The sequence below is a fragment of the Acinetobacter albensis genome (assembly GCF_900095025.1).
In the GTDB taxonomy this organism is placed as follows: Bacteria; Pseudomonadota; Gammaproteobacteria; order Pseudomonadales; family Moraxellaceae; genus Acinetobacter; species Acinetobacter albensis.
This window is the reverse complement of the sequence record NZ_FMBK01000008.1, coordinates 170,619-187,424: the sequence shown is the minus strand read 5'-3', so window position 1 is coordinate 187,424 and position 16,806 is coordinate 170,619. Positions and strand designations below refer to the sequence as shown.

The window sequence follows — 16,806 nt, the reverse complement described above, 5'->3', positions numbered from 1 at the left end:
TGCAGCTGTTAAAGTTGTTTTACCATGGTCAACGTGACCAATTGTACCCACGTTTACGTGTGGCTTATTACGTTCAAACTTAGCCTTAGCCATGATGATCTTCCTCGTTTACGTCGAACACGGTTTTAAACAACTCAGCATCGACATGTCGCCTAAAAATGAAACACCTAATACTTGAAAAGCAGACTAATAAGTCTGCTTTTTAAAAATTTGTGAATCAATCACTAAACTGTATATTTGGAGCTCTTATCCAGATTTGAACTGGAGACCTCTCCCTTACCAAGGGAGTGCTCTACCACTGAGCTATAAGAGCAAATTTTCGCTTCAATGGAGCGGGAGACGAGGGTCGAACTCGCGACATGCAGCTTGGAAGGCTGCCGCTCTACCAACTGAGCTACTCCCGCACGATGTTGGTACTAAAACCACTTACTGAAGTCTTAAAATTGGTGGTGAGGGAAGGATTCGAACCTTCGAAACTTTCGTAGCGGAGTTACAGTCCGCCCCCTTTGACCGCTCGGGAACCTCACCACTTTACACTTACTATCAGTGCCATTCTCTTACTTAACCACTCAACAATCTAAGATGGTGCCGGCACACGGATTCGAACTGTGGACCTACTGATTACAAGTCAGTTGCTCTACCAACTGAGCTATGCCGGCGTTTCTTAGTGTTTCGTACGTTTCGTATCGGAACGGTGTGCAGTTTAGCAAAACCCTGAATCCTTGCAAGTGTTTTTTTAATAAAAATACTCAAAAACTTATAAAATCAATCCGTTTGACGATAATTCAACCGCTTTAATCACTGCACGTGCTTTTATTTGGGTTTCATTCCACTCAGATTCAGGATTTGAGTCCACGACCAACCCTGCACCCGCCTGCACATAGACCTTATTTTCACGAATCACACAGGTTCGAATCGCAATCGACATATCCATTTCACCATGCCAACCCAAATAACCGACAGCACCACCAAAAACACCGCGTTTTACCGGTTCAACTTCATCAATAATTTCCATGGCTCGAATTTTCGGTGCACCCGACAAGGTTCCTGCAGGGAAAGTGGCTTTAAAAACATCTAATGCATCAATATCGTCACGTACTTCACCTTGTACATTCGAAACAATATGCATGACATGTGAATAACGCTCAATCACCATTTGATCTGTGACTTGTACTTTGCCAATTTTAGACACGCGTCCGACATCATTGCGCCCTAAATCAATCAACATCAAATGCTCTGCAATTTCTTTTTCATCAGACAACAACTCTTTTTCCAACGCCAAATCTTCTTCTTTGGTTTTACCCCGTGGACGTGTTCCCGCAAGAGGACGTACCGTTGCAATACCATTCTCCAGACGAGATAAAATTTCTGGAGAAGATCCCACAATGTAAAACGGTTTTTTATTGTCTAAAGTTTGCCCTTGTACCAAAAATAAATACGGTGATGGATTTAAATGTCGTAAAGCGCGGTATACCTGTAGCGGCTCACCATCAAAATCTGAAACCATCCGGTGCCCTGGGACCACCTGCATGACATCTCCCGCCCGAATATACTCTTTAACCGTTTCAATCGATTCCAGATATTTATCTTTCCCTGTAAGCGACTCAAAATGCGGTGCAGTATGCTTTTGCGCTTGTAGCCTGATCGGCTCTGCTAGCAAGGCTTCTAAATGATCTAACTGTTGTTGTGCCTTATTATATGCTTCTGAATCGTTGACATCAGCATGCACAATTAAAAATAAAGTATCTTTTAAGTTGTCAAACACAATGACGGTTTTGGATAGCATCATCCAAATATCAGGCAACCCCACAGGATCGGCTTCTGGCACATTGGTTAAACGTGGCTCAATATAACGCACTGCATCATAACCAAAATAACCAACCAATCCGCCCGTAAAGCTCGGCAATGCAGGCAAATCCTGTTGAGTCGGCACATGAAATTGAGCTTGGAAATTGCGAATATATTCAAAAGGGTCACTACAGGTTTGAGTTTCAATTGAACCATCGGCATGCTGAACCGTAAGCACACCCTCATTACATGAAAAAACCGTCGACTCACCCAACCCAATAATAGAATAGCGCGCCCAGTTTTCGCCACCTTCAACCGATTCAAACAAATAAGCTTGTTCATGCTGCTTAAAACGCGCAAAAACAGATAAGGGTGTTTCAGTGTCAGCCAAGCGCTGACGATAGACAGGGATGAGGTTATAACCAGCAGATTTTAAATGATCGAATTGAATTTGAGTGGTCATGAGTTTCTCTATATATGTTTTTAAATAGGCGTATTTATGTGTGCTTCGGTGTTATCTGCTTTAGAATCGCCATCGAAAAATCATATACTTCCTCATTGCACTGCCCCTTTTTAAGCTTCCAACAACAATTCTATCAAATTATCGACCACTTGCTGCGGCTGACAATTTTGAATATCTTCACCATGATTATAGCCATAGCTCACCACAATACAATCTACCCTTGCACGCCGTGCGGCTTCAACATCATTGCTTGAGTCACCAATCATCAGCACTTGTTCCTTTGCAAGCTGATAGTGATCTACACAAAATAAAAGCTGACGTGGGTGCGGTTTACGCTCTTCAAAACGATCTCCACCAATCACATCCACAAAATATTGATTTAAACCCAAAGCGTCTATAATCATACGTGCAGGCTGCTCAGGCTTATTGGTGACGCAAATCATTTTTTTGTTATGCTTCATACCCCATTCTAAAAAGTCTACAATTCCCGCAAAAGGTTGAGTATCAACGCAGGGTTCAGCATTGTAAATATCTAAAAAAGTGTCTAATAATTGTTGATGTTGTGCAGGGTCGACCTGCCCTGTTAAATACTGCAAAGTACTCTGACAGAACACTGCTGTACCTTTACCAATCCAAGTTCTGACCTGATGTTCGGTGACCAAGGGTAATTGTAAAGTATTCAGGCTCATATTCATGGCACGATACAGGTCAGCGGCAGAATCGACCAAAGTACCATCCAAATCGAACAAAAGCAGTTCACGATTTGCCAGATTTGCTACAGACATCTTCTTCCTCTTATCATCATTATACTAACGCATATCGCTATATAGCATTAAGGCATGCGATTGCATGCCTTAATTGTAAATTTTAAGCATGCTTATTTAAATAACAACCAAGCAATGAATGCAAAAATCATCAACGCGATAATCGAAATCAAACCCACAGAGGCGTTTTTACGTTCAACTTTTTCAAGCTCAACACGAGATACGGGTTCTTCAAACGCAATTGCTTCTGGTTCAGGCTGTGCAATGACTTCTATTCCTTCTGGAATAGGCGCTGGTTTTGGAATACCAACATTGGTTGGCAGACCATCACGTGTGACATTCATCTGACTGTCACGCTCTTTGAGTTCAGGCATACCCTGTTCATTCATTTGCTGTGCCGCAGTTTTAGGCGGCTCCTGAGCTTGGATTGCTGCGGTTTCAGAAACAGCAACTGCTTCTGATGGTTGTTGCTGCGTTAAAATAGTGTCAGTTTCTACAACTGGATTAACCACAATATGAACGGGCTCAAGCGGCTCTGTTTCAATATTTTTTGCAGGCTCAAGAACTGAAAATTTTAAGCTGGCAAATTGTACAATATCCCCTTGTTTTAATAAGGTGTCATGCTCAATCTGTAAATCATTTACAAAAGTACCATTTGAAGATTGTAAATCCTGCACCCAAAGAACCTGATCTTTGAGCAAAAAAGCAGCATGCTTGCGTGATATCTCCGCAGCCTGCAATACAATATCAGCACTTTGATGACGGCCGACCCACATATCACGGTCGATACTGATTTCTTGTCCCGTCAATTCACCCGTAATTGCTTGTATTTTCCAAGTCATGAAATGTACTTCTCTTTCCGATTTTTCTTATCATATCACGGTAAATATTTAACTTTTTAACCACTCTGTTAAGAACCTGAACGAATGGTGGTCGTGGTTACAGTATTTTTGGTTTTCTCAACTTCTGATTTCGGAACCTGTACTGCCTGTTTTTGTACCACTGGCTCAATTGCAATTGGAGTAGTGAATACAGTAGGTTTCACAGGTATCGACCCACCCGATGGAACAGCCTGATAAGGAGCAACTTTAGGTACTGAAGACGTTACAGGAATACGTTGTTGATAAATATCTTCAACATTTTCAGGCAATTTTGAGAAAGTACCATCTTGATCCATAGCCAACTGCAAACTATACAGTTGACTGTAACGTTGCTGCGACAAACGACGCACGTCTTTACTATCACCCACAATTGTTGGATGAATAAAGACCAGCAAATTACGCTTTTCATTGGATTTTGCATCTGCTCTAAACAAACGACCAATACCAGGAATAGAGCCTAAACCCGGCACTGATTGTCGACTATGAATCGAGTTATCAGAAATTAATCCTCCCAAAACAATGGTCTGACCATGTTCTGCTAAAATAGAGGTTTTAATGGCGCGTTTACTGGTAATTAAATCCTGAGCCTCGCCTTTGGGCTGCACAGCAGAAACTTCTTGCTCTACTTCCAAACGAACTGTACCGTTTTCACCAATGTGCGGAACTACTTTTAAGGTAACACCGACATCTTTACGTTCAACTGTGGTGTAGGGATTAATTCCTGCTGTCGTGGTTGCAACCGAACCTGTCACGAAAGGAACGTTCTGCCCCACCACAATATAAGCCTCTTCATTATCCATCGTCACGATAGAAGGCGTAGACAGCAAATTAGACTTGGTTTTACTTTTAAGTGCCTGAATGAGCGCACCATAGAGTTTACGCGAACCATCCGCACCTTCACGGTAATCGCCCAAAACCAAAGAGGTGCCTGTGCCTAAATTGGCAGCAGCGCCTAAAGCTCCACCTGTTGCGTAACCTGCCGCAAGCTCTGCAATACTCGAACCCACATTGCTAAAGTTAATTAACCCAACACCACTACTTAAATCCCCCAATGCCCATTGCACACCCAATTGATCTGCATCTGTGCCTTCAACTTCAATAATAGCTGCTTCGATCAGCACCTGTTGACGACGGATATCCAGTTGTTGAATGGCCGATTCAATTTCCCGCATCAACTGTGGGTCGGCTTTGACCACCAACGCATTTTGACTGTCATCGGCAATAATGCTGACCCCATTGGCATTAAAACTGGTAATACTGTTTTGATTGGTATTGTTCGAACCACTTCCCAAGTTAATACTTGGGGTAGAAATGGTAGAGGCACTACTACCATTTGAATTTGTGGAACTATTATTGCCCATGTTATTTGATGAAGTATTGGCATTGGAAGAAGTGTTATTGGAGTTGGATGAACTAGCAACCGATTGACCTGTGACCAAACCTTGTAAAATCTCAGCCAGATTTTTTGCACTGGCATATTTCAGGCGAAAAACTTTTAAGCCACCTAAGCGGTCTGCTGCAGGCACATCGAGCATCTCGATCATTTGGCGGATACGCTTACGCGTTGCCATATCGCCTTTCAAAATAATACGATTAGTACGGTTATCGGCAATAATTCTAATGCGCGAGCCTTTTAAATCTCGTGCCGCACCCGTAGAACTCATCGATTCCAACAAACCAATCATTTCTTCAGCTTGACTGGATTGCAAAGCCACTGACTCGATGTCATTTTGCCCTGTACCATCTAAATTACGAACAATCGTTTCTAATTGATAAATATTATTGGCACGATCCGATACGATTAAAGCATTGGTCCCCGCCACTGCAGATAAATGCGCAAATTGTGGCATTAAGGGGCGTAGAGCAGGAATTAAATCATTCGGATTGGTATTTTCAAGCCAGATCACCCGAGTCACAATTTGGTCACCCGTAGCGCGCTGCTTGGCATCAAAAGGGATACCTGAACTTTTTACATTACTGTCTGGCACCAGTTTAATGGTATTGCCTGATGGAATCGCCACCACACCATTTACATTGAGTACACCTAAAAATAAATCATAGACTTCTGCTTTATTTAAAGGCTTATTTGAAATAACAGTAACATTACCTCGCACACGCGGGTCTACAGCAAAATTTTTACCGGTAATATCTGCGACTTCATTGATAAATGCAGTTAAGTCAGCATCACGTAAATTAATTTTCCATGTTTGAGCGTGACTCGTGGTGCTCACCATAGCAATAAGCGGTGCAGCCGCAAATAAGGCCCAAACTGGACGGTGCTGATTAAATAAAGCCATAAAATTCCGTGCTTCCTAACCCATTAATGTGACGATATATCACTTAAAATTTTGTTGTATGGTCATCACTTGATCACCACGTTTTATTTCTAACTTGACCTGACCTTCACGTCGAGCTTGCTCTAACAACTGAGCATCATTTTGCCCCTGTCCCACAGCTTGACCATTTAAGGAAACAATACGATCACCCGGCTGTAATCCGAGTTTGGTGCGCAATGCAGCAGGCGTATTGGAGGTCACTTCATAACCCTCACCTGCTGTATTGACGCCCATCTCTTTTAAATATTGTTCTCGGTCTTGCTGTATTTTTTGTACAGCTTGCCCTAAAGCGTTACTTTGTTGATTTTGAGCTGTTTCTGTTGATGGTGCATCCGCCGAACCAGAAGGCGAAGTCACTGGCGGAACAATCGTCTGATCAAGCCCATTTTCGATTCCCTTGAATTTTAATTCACGGATGGTGCCATTACTTTGACGTAATACAATTCGATCCCAGTAAACTTCGGCCAATTGATATGCTGAGTTAGCAATGTTTTCTCCGACTCGATAGCGATCGGCCATATCATTCACTTTGATCACGGCAGAAGAAAACTGACTTGGATAGCCCACAACCACACCTTGCAAAATCAGATTAATATTTTCATCTGCAGCTGCCGTGCGTCCCGTTTCCTGAAATAATGCAAATGAAGAAATATTCGGAACTGACGTTTGCTGAGCGCCCAATTCAACACGTTCTATCTGCATAACTTGAGGCGAAGCCAGCACCAACCAAAAAATATTCGCCAACTTCCAGCATAAATATACAATCAACAATCCCAATAAAACAGGGGCTATGCGATCTGCTTGTTTCCAATTTAATTGTTGAATTTTTTCAACCCAATCATTCATTCGCTACCACCTTTTAATAAAGGCTGTCGTGAACTAATGACATAAGTATCTAAACCTGCCTTACCTTGATAAGACGGAATATTAAGCAGTAAACGCTGAGTCAGTTGCACATTTAGCATCAAGTCTTTATCTAATGCGAGTGCAATCAATTTTTGTCCACGCAGATCTCCCATTTCAAAGATCAACTGACTGTTTTCATCTGATAATTTTCCCTGCAACGAAGGCATGGTCATACGCTCTTGTCTTTGAGCATAGCTGTAAACCAAGTTACCACCGGCCCATTGCAATGTACCTTCTGCTTGTGCAAAACCCTGTTCTTTTTTAAAATTAAAATGAATATCACGCAATTGAATGGCATTGGTGGGCCATTGCCAATCCACCACACTTTTTAAGGTTTCAGGTGCAACCTGACCATTTAAATTACGAATAATAATTTTTTTACCAAAGCCATACCCAACAACTCCATCCAGTTGTGTATTCCCACTATGAACTTCTATTTCCGCCCCTAGACGGAGCAAGAATAAATCTAGCGGTCGTGTTTTCCAACTGAGTGAGCCTTTTAAGTTCCCTTTATGCCAATCTGCTTGTCCTTGCCAAATATTACCGCTGACATTTTGTAAAACCTGATTATTTTTATAAAATTTTGAGATCAACCAAGCTGCCGGAATTTGGAGCACTACAAAAATTAAAAAAACGCTGATGGCGAAAATCCACCACGTCAAGGATTTGGGTTTCGTTATCATCCCATTATGACCCACATATCAATTATTCTTCCTTGAGTGTTCATTTTGTCTTTATACACATTATGCACATTTTTATCGGAACACCAATTCAAAGATATAAAAAAACCAAGTATTCATACTTGGTTTTTTGAGCTTAATCGACTTGAATGACGATCTGATGAATTTTTAAATTAAATCAAAAAATCATCCAATTTTGCACCATTTTCTAGCTCTGCAACCAACCAACGTGGTTTTTTGCCACGACCAGTCCACGTGTCTGCTCCATTATTTTTACTGCGATAACGTGGCTCTACAGATTTACGAACCGTCTTTTTACGTTTAGTCGCACCAAACTCTAAAATTTGTTCAATCGACAAACCCACGTCATCAGCAATATCTGCAATTTTTTGATAAGCATCTTCAATCGCTTGATCTTTTTTAGAGACAATTAACGCTTCTGCTTCAACTTGCAAACGCTTTAACTCTTCAACAGATAAATTACTAATATCTGGCATCATATTAACTCCACTAGGTTTTATATTTATTTAATCAACTCGCACATAATATTTTTATTATTTAAAATATTCAATAAAAAAGTTTAAATAAACAACAATACTCAAACTGATTTAATCATTTACTGACTTCTATCCTTATATTATTTTTAAATCTGATGATTAACCTTCAATTCAGTTTCAATTAATCTTTTTCTTATATTATCTGGTATTTTTATTTTTTGCATTTCTACTTTATCTACACACACAATAACGGCATCACCAGTTGCTACCACCTGTTGCTGTAGCTCACTCCATAATAAATAACTCATACGAAATGCACTACTACGAACTTCCTCTACACGCACTCCGATTTTAAGCTGATCTGGATAAAATACTGGACGCATATATTTGCACTGATTTGATGCAACAACGGTATAAATATCTTCTCGAAGAATATCGAGCTTATTCATATAATCAATTCGTGCGCTTTCCATATAACGATAATATATAACATTATTCACGTGTCCAAAGGCATCCATATCTCCCCAAGCCACCTGCTGTTGATAAATAATAGGATAATCTAAAAGGGTTAACATCGACTTTACCTTTATATTTTCATTTCTACGAAATTTGAATTATTTTCAAAAATTAAATTTAATTGCTGAATTAAATCATCTTGACCATTTAAAGTTGATTTAATTCTTAAATAATTCATCAGGATATTATCAGGATATAATTCAAGTAGTTGATTGGCTTCTTTTTCACGACGAGTGGCCGTATATACATGCCATTTTGCAAAGCTAAATATCGGCAAGGCTGGATATTTATTTTCCCAATAATCAATATGCTCTTCAATATTTAAATAATCAGGATTTTGCTTTAATAACTGCTGCTGGAACCAAAAATAGAAAACATCTTGATTAAATTGCTGATCAAGCAAATGCAAGGCTAATGCTTCATGCTGCTCACTCATTTCAGGGATTCGGGATAATACCTTTAACCACAACATTTTTATTGTATAGTTGCGATTATATATTTGACCTCCCAAGTCTAAATATCGTTGTTGCAAATTTTGTAAACTTTCGATATCAGGTTGATCAAAGTTTAATAACAACTGTTGTAACCATTCTTGTTTTTTTATTTCGCCTAAATGTCCATATTTAGTTGAACGCAAATACATCCATGGAAATTGAATTGCAAACTTTCCCCATAAACTGGTTAGACGTAAATCATAAGCACTTTTGACTTCATTTAACCACGGCGAAAGTTCATGCTGATTTAGAAATTCTAAATGCGTTAATGCTTGCTCTCCGTTATTTTGTGCAAGAAAAATTTCAATCCGTTGAATTTCAGCCAGCTCAAATGCCATTGGATTGGTTTGATTTAAGGCAGCCAAAGCTTCTGGATATTGATGCTGCATCCAATACAAACGTGAATCAATAATCCCTTTTAATAAACCTGATTGGGAAAACACACTTTGAATAAATTCTTGTTGATCTTCGGCAGCTTCCAACAACCAAACCACGGCTAATTGCTCATAAGGATGTAAATTTTTAAAATTGAAAACTGTTTCTATTTTGCGCTGTTGCTGACTCAAGTAACGTTTAATACTTAGCCAGAGCAACTGCATGCTGAGTGCAAGACTCATTAAAATAACAAAGAGTACCCAAATATTGGTTTGAATTTGTAATTCGCGCCAATATATATAAATGTAACCTGCACCATAGCCATAACTTAAAATACTGAGTAGCGCGACGATAATGAGGCCAATAAATACATAAGCCTGTAAAATTTGCTTCATGAATTTGTTATCCCAAAAGTTCACGTGTATTTAAAATCGGGGTTGGAATAACACTCAATCCTTTTATTTTTTGGATTTTTTGAATCATTTGATGGGTTTTTTCATCGGGTAAAGCATTCAGTAAACTGATAATTTCAGTCAAGGCTTGTTGATACTCTAAATATTGCCCCTGTTGCAAAGCATGCTGCGCCAATAATAATCTGAGCTGCGCCTCTTTGAGAATTAATGGTCGTTGAATTAATGCTGTTGCGGGTTGTTTTGCAGACTCAATCACCAACCAGCGCTGCCAAAAATATTCGCGTTGTGACGTATTTGTCTTTAACTGCGGATACATTATTTCTTCAGCTAAAGCTTGATCCAATTGATGGATTAATACATTAATTTTGGTCTGCTGTGCTATTCGGGCACTGGCAAACTGTTGAATCACTTGCTGATCTTTTTTGATTACTTCATGCAAACTTTGCTTCAAGGACGGGGCTAGAGCATATTGTTCAATATTGCGCTCGAGAAGCATCAACCTCTCTAAAGCTTCATTGGTTTTTTGTTGTTTCAGCATAAATTCAATTAAATCAACTTGCTGCTTAATAACAATTATGGGATCTATACTGGATTCTGAAATTATTTTTAAATGTGCTGCTGTTTCTGCTGCAGGATTGACGGTGCCATCTTTTACATTCATATGGCGTTGTAAAGACACCATTTGATCATTTAAATTTGCATTGCTTTGTTCAATTCGATGCAAAGTATTACTGAGTTCTGTCTGTTGTGTATTAAGTTTAAATACGTCATAACTGAGCTTTACCATCCAGACCAAACTCAAACCCAATAATAAAATAAAAATTTTCTTCATGTGGTCCCTTGCACAACTGCAATCTGCTGCAGAATTGAATCTGCTTTTAAATCGGATAATGGGCTGACATTAAAACATGCTAAGTGATTTTTCTTATAATCTGAAACAACTTGATACAAGCGTTCCCCTAAAACAAAATAATGAGCTTTTGAAAGTAATTGTTCTTGATCCTGCATCAAATCCAGCCAATTCAACCAACTTGCTTCACTACTGATCAACATGATGTAACTTGAATATGGTGCTAATTTACTAATAAATTGAGGAAAATTTTGCTGTGTAAGTAAAGGACAACGACGTTCATATAAAATAAAATTCAGAATTTGCATATTCTGTTGCTTAAGCTGTTCCATCATGAACAGGCGACCACCCTCGCCACGCCAAAAAGCAATCTTTGTCCCACTCTTTAGGTGATTTAAAATAGGTAACTGCAACATGCCTTCTGAAGTTTCCACCAAAGGCACTTCAGCAGTAATCCCATAATCTGCCAAGGCTTGAGCGGTTGCATCACCCACCGCAATCCATTGCAGTTGATTAATTTCATTTAATGAAATTGAAGATTGTTTTAAATAGTCCATTCCTAGTCTTAAAGCCGTTGGGCTAACCACAACGACAATCTGAGCCATAGGCAATTGTTGATATAAGTGTGCTAATTCATTGGAATAGGGTCGCTTTAATAATTCCAACAAAGCCAATTCAACAACTTCGACTTGAGCCATACGCAAGGCATGACTCAATTTTTCTGCACGGTCTGTAGGACGACTATTGATAAACAACATTTAATAAAAAGATTTCAGTAAATCACCCGCACCTTGCTCAAGCAATTTTTGTGCAAGGGTGATTCCTAATTGCTGTGCGTCTTCCGCAGGACCACTTAGTTTGACTTTTAGTAATGTCGCTCCATCAAAACTCCCCACACGACCTTCAATCTGAATTTGATCCTGATGTAAAGTGGCATAACCTGCAATCGGAACTTGGCACCCACCTTCTAAATATGCGTTAAAAGCACGTTCAGCCCGTACACAAAGATCACTTTCCACATGTAGAAGCGGTAAAATCAGATCCAATACAGCTTGGTCGGCTTCACGACACTCCAAACCTAACGCACCTTGTCCCACTGCAGGTAAACTTAAGGTAGCATCAAGAGTATGACGAATACGCCCATTTAATCCCAAACGCTTTAATCCTGCGCTGGCTAAAATAATGGCATCGTATAGTCCTGCATCCAGTTTAGATAAACGTGTACCCACATTACCGCGTAAATCGATAATATTTAGATCAGGACGTTGTTTTAAAATTTGACATTTCCGGCGCAGACTCGAGGTTCCAACTTTTGCACCTTGAGGGAGTTCATCAAAACAAGCATAAGTATTTGATACAAACGCATCAAGTGGATCTTCACGTTCACAAATGACAGCTAAACTTAAACCTTCTGGCAAAGCCATAGGCACATCTTTCATAGAGTGCACAGCCAAGTCTGCCCGACCATCGAGCAAAGCTGCTTCTAGTTCTTTAACAAATAAACCTTTACCCCCAATTTTGGCTAAAGGCGTATCTAAGATTTTGTCACCTTGGGTCACAAAAGTGACCAACTCAACTTTAAGATCGGCATGCATGGCCTCTAAACGGGCACGAATGTGTTCAGCCTGCCATAATGCAAGAGGGCTTTGTCGAGTGGCAATCTTCAAAATCTTCATAAATTTTAGATACAGTCAATAATTGCAGTATTGTAAACTTAACCTGCCCATTAGAAAAAGCAAGTAAATTTATCTCTCTACTTTTCTTTAAAACAGATCTAAAGATGCTATATTTTTTGTATTCTTTCCCTTAAGTTTGGCAAATGACGTCGACTCACTGCCAAACGCTCCTCCAAGCCACGACAACGCACTTGATACTGCCCCGAACTAATTAATTCCAACCCATCCAAAAAATGCACAGCAACCAAAGCATTGCGATGGATTCGAACAAATTGATCACCAAATTCATTTTCTAAATCTTTCAAAGTTTCATCAATCAATACATTGCCATTCGCATGACGTACAGTGACATATTTTTGATCTGCCAAAAAATAATAAATATTTTCGACTGGCACCAATTCAACACCACGGTATGTTTTCGCAGCAATTTGCTGACGTTTTATATTCGATTCGTCCATATCTTCTTTTTGTTTTAATGTACTCATTTGTGCTTGAGTCAATTTGGTTAAATGATCTAAAACCTGTTGCAATTCCTGTTGCATGACTGGTTTTAATAAATAGCCCTCTGCATGTGATTTAAATGCATCTAATGCATGATCATCAAAAGCAGTACAAAAAATAATGGCGGGCATTGGATCGAGTTGACGCAAATACTGCGCACAAGTCAAACCATCCATTTCAGGCATTTGAATATCTAGAAGTATGACATCTGGTTCATAAAATTTAACCATTTCAATAGCTTCAAGACCATAACTTGCAGTAGCAACGACTTCATGTCCAAGCTGCGTGACCAATCGTGATAAACGCTCTACGGCAAGAGGCTCATCATCACAAATTAGGATGTCCATTTCTCCTCCTTTCACAGTCCACATCATTTTTTTTATAAGTTAAGCATGCATTTTATTTATAACGATATTGCACCACCGTGGTAAACATTCCCTTTCCTGCATAAGTTTGAAAAACAACAGACCGTCCATAATATGCTTTAAGACGCTGCTTCACATTTTCAACGGCAATACCATGCCCTTGTCGTAAATTTATTTTATCCTGTATATGCGGGTTAGTAATGACTATATTGACTTGATTTTGCAATATTTCGACCAATATATTAATTGTGCTCGGTGTTAAAAATTTTTCAACTCCATGAAAAATACTATTTTCAACCAAAGGTTGTAAAGTTAATAAAGGAATATGTATATCAGAATGAAGGACTTCTGGCTGATATTTCCACTCTACCTTTAGCCGATCACCTAATCGTATCTGCTCAATGGCCAAATAATGTTGGCACAATTCGATTTCATCTTTAAGTTTAACTAATTTTAATTCCTGAAAACTGGCGCGAAATAAACGCGATAAATTCAACAACATTTGTTCTGCTTTGTCAGGATCACTGCCAATCAGACTGATGACGCTATTTAAACTATTAAATAAAAAATGCGGATGAATACGCGCTTGCATGGCTTGAATACGTGCGTTTAACTCACTATGTTGTTGTCGAATCCACTGTTCGCGTAAATAAAGATAACGAAAACAAAAAGCACCGATCAATACACCATAACTCAGATTTAATACAACACCTTCCCATAAAACGCTTAAATTTAAATGAGAAATTTGAAAATTTTGGCCAAAATGCAACAGTCCATTGATGATGACTGTGGTCGAAAAAATAATCAGTTGCAGCAAAATAAAACCCATCAATAAGTTTTGAGTCAAACTTAAGTGGCGTGTTGTTCTTTGTATAAGCTCAATTAAAGCAGCAAAAGCCAATAAAACCCAATTAATAAATAAAACATGTTGTAATACACGAACTAAACTTAAATTTTCCCAAGATTGTGCTTCAGCCAAAGCCAAAATCATGGCTAAAATATTACTGGCAATAAACAATTCAATTAAATGTTGCCAATGCCCAATTTTGGTAAAAAAGTAGGCATATGTCTTATTTTCTAACGTATGTGCAAAAGTTTGATCATCTTGTCCTTCGGCAAGTGAAGCTGAATTTGTTATACTGTTTTTCGTTCTAATGCTTTTTATCTTATTGAGCCGACATGACCACATCTTCTAATTCCTCAAATCCGTCACAATCCCAAACTTCGGGTATGTGGGGCGGTCGTTTCTCTGAAGCTACTGACGCTTTTGTTGCTGAATTTACAGCATCTGTACAATTTGACCAACGCTTTTATAAACAAGATATCGCGGGTTCAATTGCACATGCCACCATGTTGGCTAAAGTTGGCGTACTCACCGAGCAAGAACGTGATGACATCATTACTGGATTAACCGCAATTCAAGCAGACATTGAAGCGGGCAATTTTGAATGGCGTATTGACCTAGAAGATGTGCACATGAATATTGAGTCTCGCCTGACTCAACGTATCGGTATTACAGGTAAAAAACTGCATACTGGGCGTAGCCGTAACGACCAAGTGGCAACGGATATTCGTCTTTATGTACGTGATGAAATTGATGCCATTTTAAAATTATTAGAAAAATTACAAAAAGGTATTTTAAGTTTAGCCGCGAAAAACACCACCACTATTATGCCGGGCTTTACTCATCTGCAAACAGCACAACCCGTCACTTTCGGTCATCACCTGATGGCTTGGTTTGAAATGTTGGTTCGTGATAGCGAGCGTTTAATCGATTGCCGTAAACGCGTCAATCGCTTACCGCTGGGTTCCGCGGCTTTGGCCGGAACCACCTATCCGATTGACCGTGCTTATACTGCGCAGTTACTCGGTTTTGAAGATATTTGTGAGAATTCTCTCGACGCGGTTTCTGATCGTGATTTCGGCATTGAATTTAATGCGGCCGCATCACTCATCATGATGCACTTATCACGTATGTCAGAAGAAATGATTTTGTGGACTTCAGCACAGTTTAAATTTGTGAATATTCCAGATCGTTTTTGCACTGGTTCTTCGATTATGCCGCAGAAGAAAAATCCAGATGTCCCAGAGCTTATTCGTGGTAAAACGGGTCGCGTGTATGGTGACTTGATGAGCTTATTAACGTTAATGAAAGGTCAACCTTTGGCCTATAACAAAGACAATCAAGAAGATAAAGAACCTTTATTTGATGCGATTGATACAGTTCGTGGTTCATTGATGGCTTTTGCCGATATGATTCCTGCACTGGTGCCAAACATTGACATTATGCGTGAAGCGGCGCTACGTGGTTTCTCAACTGCAACCGATTTAGCCGATTATTTGGTAAAAAATGGCGTAGCATTCCGTGACGCACATGAAATTGTGGGTAAAGCAGTCGCATTGGGTGTGGCTGAATCTAAAGATTTATCTGAACTGACCCTTGAACAACTCCAACAATTTTCGGATTTAATTTCTGAAGATGTATTTGAAAAAGCATTAACGCTCGAAGCTTCTGTAAATGCACGTAACCACATTGGTGGAACTGCACCTGCTCAAGTAGAAGCAGCAATTGCCCGTGCTTATACGCGCTTAGAAAAAATTTATGCTTAAGGAATAATAAGATGTCTCGACAAGTTTTTTGCCGTAAGTATCAAACCGACATGGACGGTTTAGACTTTGCACCTTTCCCCGGTGCAAAGGGTCAGGAATTTTTTGACACTGTCTCTAAACAAGCGTGGCAAGAGTGGCTTAAGCACCAAACCACTTTAATTAATGAAAAACGATTAAATGTGTTTGAAGCTGATGCAAAAAAGTTTCTTGAAGAACAACGTGAAAAATTCTTTAGCAATGATGAATCCGTTGAAAAAGCAGAAGGTTGGACAGCAGAAAAATAAGAATCTTATTCATTTTTCTGATGAGCCCTTGCTTAAGTTTTAAATCATGTTGATTTAAAAATATCGAGCATATAAGTTAAGTTAGCGATCCCTTTGCACAAAAAGCTCCATTCAAGTGGGGCTTTTTTATTTAGACCTAAAAAAACCATCACTGGAATGCTGTTTAATTTTGAAAATATGGATGCTTTTGAATCAATTTTTAACATTTAGAAATAACTGTAAAGCGAATATACACTTCTCAATAAAACAATACATTCCAACACAATAAGGTACATGATTTTATTTTTTAGTCTGCTTATACTTGTTTTCAACGAGATGGTTAAACATCTTGATAAGAATAGAAATATGTTCGATTTCAATCCTAGATTTCCCCCAAAATCTAGGATTTTTTTTATTCCTAATCGCCA

Annotated in this window: 17 protein-coding genes and 4 tRNA genes; 2 read left to right on the top strand and 19 right to left on the bottom strand. The window is 39.2% G+C overall.

Features of this window, described 5'->3' with window-relative positions; translation table 11 throughout:
• From GA0116959_RS08500 to GA0116959_RS08410, 19 genes are all read right to left on the bottom strand, one after another.
• The coding region (locus GA0116959_RS08500) for a GTP-binding protein (protein ID WP_017397055.1) at positions 1-93 on the bottom strand (93 nt) is incomplete at its 3' end.
• Between the two features lie 145 nt (positions 94-238).
• Positions 239-313 (bottom strand) — tRNA-Thr (locus tag GA0116959_RS08495).
• Positions 314-328: 15 nt separating this feature from the next.
• Positions 329-404 (bottom strand) — tRNA-Gly (locus tag GA0116959_RS08490).
• Positions 405-444: 40 nt separating this feature from the next.
• Positions 445-528 (bottom strand) — tRNA-Tyr (locus tag GA0116959_RS08485).
• A 55-nt stretch (positions 529-583) separates the two neighbouring features.
• Positions 584-659, bottom strand: a tRNA-Thr gene (locus GA0116959_RS08480).
• A gap of 98 nt (positions 660-757) precedes the next feature.
• Positions 758-2,251, bottom strand: coding sequence for an anthranilate synthase component I (gene trpE, locus GA0116959_RS08475; protein WP_092720182.1), 1,494 nt, complete (start codon positions 2,249-2,251; stop codon positions 758-760).
• Positions 2,252-2,361: 110 nt separating this feature from the next.
• Positions 2,362-3,036, bottom strand: a complete 675-nt coding sequence (locus tag GA0116959_RS08470; protein WP_092720180.1) for a phosphoglycolate phosphatase — start codon at positions 3,034-3,036, stop codon at positions 2,362-2,364.
• Between the two features lie 92 nt (positions 3,037-3,128).
• Complete coding sequence (locus GA0116959_RS08465; RefSeq protein WP_092720178.1) at positions 3,129-3,857, bottom strand: FHA domain-containing protein; 729 nt, start codon at positions 3,855-3,857, stop codon at positions 3,129-3,131.
• A gap of 68 nt (positions 3,858-3,925) precedes the next feature.
• Positions 3,926-6,193, bottom strand: a complete 2,268-nt coding sequence (gspD, locus tag GA0116959_RS08460; protein WP_092720176.1) for a type II secretion system secretin GspD — start codon at positions 6,191-6,193, stop codon at positions 3,926-3,928.
• Between the two features lie 39 nt (positions 6,194-6,232).
• Positions 6,233-7,078 (bottom strand): type II secretion system protein N, encoded by an 846-nt coding sequence (locus tag GA0116959_RS08455; RefSeq protein ID WP_053579361.1) that lies wholly within the window; start codon positions 7,076-7,078, stop codon positions 6,233-6,235.
• Positions 7,075-7,821 carry a type II secretion system protein N gene (gene gspN, locus GA0116959_RS08450; RefSeq protein ID WP_053579360.1) on the bottom strand — a complete coding sequence of 249 codons (747 nt, stop codon included), beginning with the start codon at positions 7,819-7,821 and terminating at the stop codon, positions 7,075-7,077. Before gspN ends, GA0116959_RS08455 begins: the two co-directional genes overlap by 4 nt.
• Positions 7,822-7,991: 170 nt before the next feature.
• On the bottom strand, positions 7,992-8,318 hold the full coding sequence (locus GA0116959_RS08445) for an H-NS histone family protein (protein WP_053579359.1): 327 nt from the start codon (positions 8,316-8,318) through the stop codon (positions 7,992-7,994).
• Between the two features lie 143 nt (positions 8,319-8,461).
• Positions 8,462-8,890 carry an acyl-CoA thioesterase gene (locus GA0116959_RS08440; protein ID WP_053579358.1) on the bottom strand — a complete coding sequence of 143 codons (429 nt, stop codon included), beginning with the start codon at positions 8,888-8,890 and terminating at the stop codon, positions 8,462-8,464.
• A gap of 11 nt (positions 8,891-8,901) precedes the next feature.
• Positions 8,902-10,095 (bottom strand): hypothetical protein, encoded by a 1,194-nt coding sequence (locus tag GA0116959_RS08435; protein WP_092720174.1) that lies wholly within the window; start codon positions 10,093-10,095, stop codon positions 8,902-8,904.
• Between the two features lie 7 nt (positions 10,096-10,102).
• Positions 10,103-10,945 carry a hypothetical protein gene (locus tag GA0116959_RS08430; RefSeq protein ID WP_092720173.1) on the bottom strand — a complete coding sequence of 281 codons (843 nt, stop codon included), beginning with the start codon at positions 10,943-10,945 and terminating at the stop codon, positions 10,103-10,105.
• Positions 10,942-11,721, bottom strand: coding sequence for a uroporphyrinogen-III synthase (locus tag GA0116959_RS08425; RefSeq protein ID WP_092720171.1), 780 nt, complete (start codon positions 11,719-11,721; stop codon positions 10,942-10,944). The genes GA0116959_RS08430 and GA0116959_RS08425 overlap by 4 nt, the downstream gene beginning before the upstream one ends.
• The gene (gene hemC / locus GA0116959_RS08420) at positions 11,722-12,639 is read right to left on the bottom strand and encodes a hydroxymethylbilane synthase (RefSeq protein ID WP_092720169.1); all 918 of its coding nucleotides are present in this window, start codon (positions 12,637-12,639) and stop codon (positions 11,722-11,724) included.
• 107 nt (positions 12,640-12,746) lie between these two features.
• Complete coding sequence (locus GA0116959_RS08415) at positions 12,747-13,487, bottom strand: LytR/AlgR family response regulator transcription factor (protein WP_053579353.1); 741 nt, start codon at positions 13,485-13,487, stop codon at positions 12,747-12,749.
• Between the two features lie 52 nt (positions 13,488-13,539).
• The gene (locus tag GA0116959_RS08410) at positions 13,540-14,694 is read right to left on the bottom strand and encodes a sensor histidine kinase (protein WP_092720167.1); all 1,155 of its coding nucleotides are present in this window, start codon (positions 14,692-14,694) and stop codon (positions 13,540-13,542) included.
• Between GA0116959_RS08410 and argH the strand changes: the two genes are divergently transcribed.
• Entirely contained in the window at positions 14,685-16,115 is a 1,431-nt protein-coding gene (gene argH / locus GA0116959_RS08405) for an argininosuccinate lyase (RefSeq protein ID WP_171256891.1), read from the top strand. The genes GA0116959_RS08410 and argH overlap by 10 nt on opposite strands.
• 11 nt (positions 16,116-16,126) lie before the next feature.
• Positions 16,127-16,399 (top strand): oxidative damage protection protein, encoded by a 273-nt coding sequence (locus GA0116959_RS08400; RefSeq protein ID WP_092720165.1) that lies wholly within the window; start codon positions 16,127-16,129, stop codon positions 16,397-16,399.
• Positions 16,400-16,806 lie beyond the last annotated feature (407 nt).

Bases quoted from the DNA above. Each gene is read 5' to 3' on its own strand.
- trpE (WP_092720182.1), bottom strand. From the start codon at position 2,251: ATGACCACTCAAATTCAATTCGATCATTTAAAATCTGCTGGTTATAAC.
- GA0116959_RS08470 (WP_092720180.1), bottom strand. From the start codon at position 3,036: ATGTCTGTAGCAAATCTGGCAAATCGTGAACTGCTTTTGTTCGATTTG.
- GA0116959_RS08465 (WP_092720178.1), bottom strand. From the start codon at position 3,857: ATGACTTGGAAAATACAAGCAATTACGGGTGAATTGACGGGACAAGAA.
- gspD (WP_092720176.1), bottom strand. From the start codon at position 6,193: ATGGCTTTATTTAATCAGCACCGTCCAGTTTGGGCCTTATTTGCGGCT.
- GA0116959_RS08455 (WP_053579361.1), bottom strand. From the start codon at position 7,078: ATGAATGATTGGGTTGAAAAAATTCAACAATTAAATTGGAAACAAGCA.
- gspN (WP_053579360.1), bottom strand. From the start codon at position 7,821: ATGATAACGAAACCCAAATCCTTGACGTGGTGGATTTTCGCCATCAGC.
- GA0116959_RS08445 (WP_053579359.1), bottom strand. From the start codon at position 8,318: ATGATGCCAGATATTAGTAATTTATCTGTTGAAGAGTTAAAGCGTTTG.
- GA0116959_RS08440 (WP_053579358.1), bottom strand. From the start codon at position 8,890: ATGTTAACCCTTTTAGATTATCCTATTATTTATCAACAGCAGGTGGCT.
- GA0116959_RS08435 (WP_092720174.1), bottom strand. From the start codon at position 10,095: ATGAAGCAAATTTTACAGGCTTATGTATTTATTGGCCTCATTATCGTC.
- GA0116959_RS08430 (WP_092720173.1), bottom strand. From the start codon at position 10,945: ATGAAGAAAATTTTTATTTTATTATTGGGTTTGAGTTTGGTCTGGATG.
- GA0116959_RS08425 (WP_092720171.1), bottom strand. From the start codon at position 11,721: ATGTTGTTTATCAATAGTCGTCCTACAGACCGTGCAGAAAAATTGAGT.
- hemC (WP_092720169.1), bottom strand. From the start codon at position 12,639: ATGAAGATTTTGAAGATTGCCACTCGACAAAGCCCTCTTGCATTATGG.
- GA0116959_RS08415 (WP_053579353.1), bottom strand. From the start codon at position 13,487: ATGGACATCCTAATTTGTGATGATGAGCCTCTTGCCGTAGAGCGTTTA.
- argH (WP_171256891.1), top strand. From the start codon at position 14,685: ATGACCACATCTTCTAATTCCTCAAATCCGTCACAATCCCAAACTTCG.
- GA0116959_RS08410 (WP_092720167.1), bottom strand. From the start codon at position 14,694: ATGTGGTCATGTCGGCTCAATAAGATAAAAAGCATTAGAACGAAAAAC.
- GA0116959_RS08400 (WP_092720165.1), top strand. From the start codon at position 16,127: ATGTCTCGACAAGTTTTTTGCCGTAAGTATCAAACCGACATGGACGGT.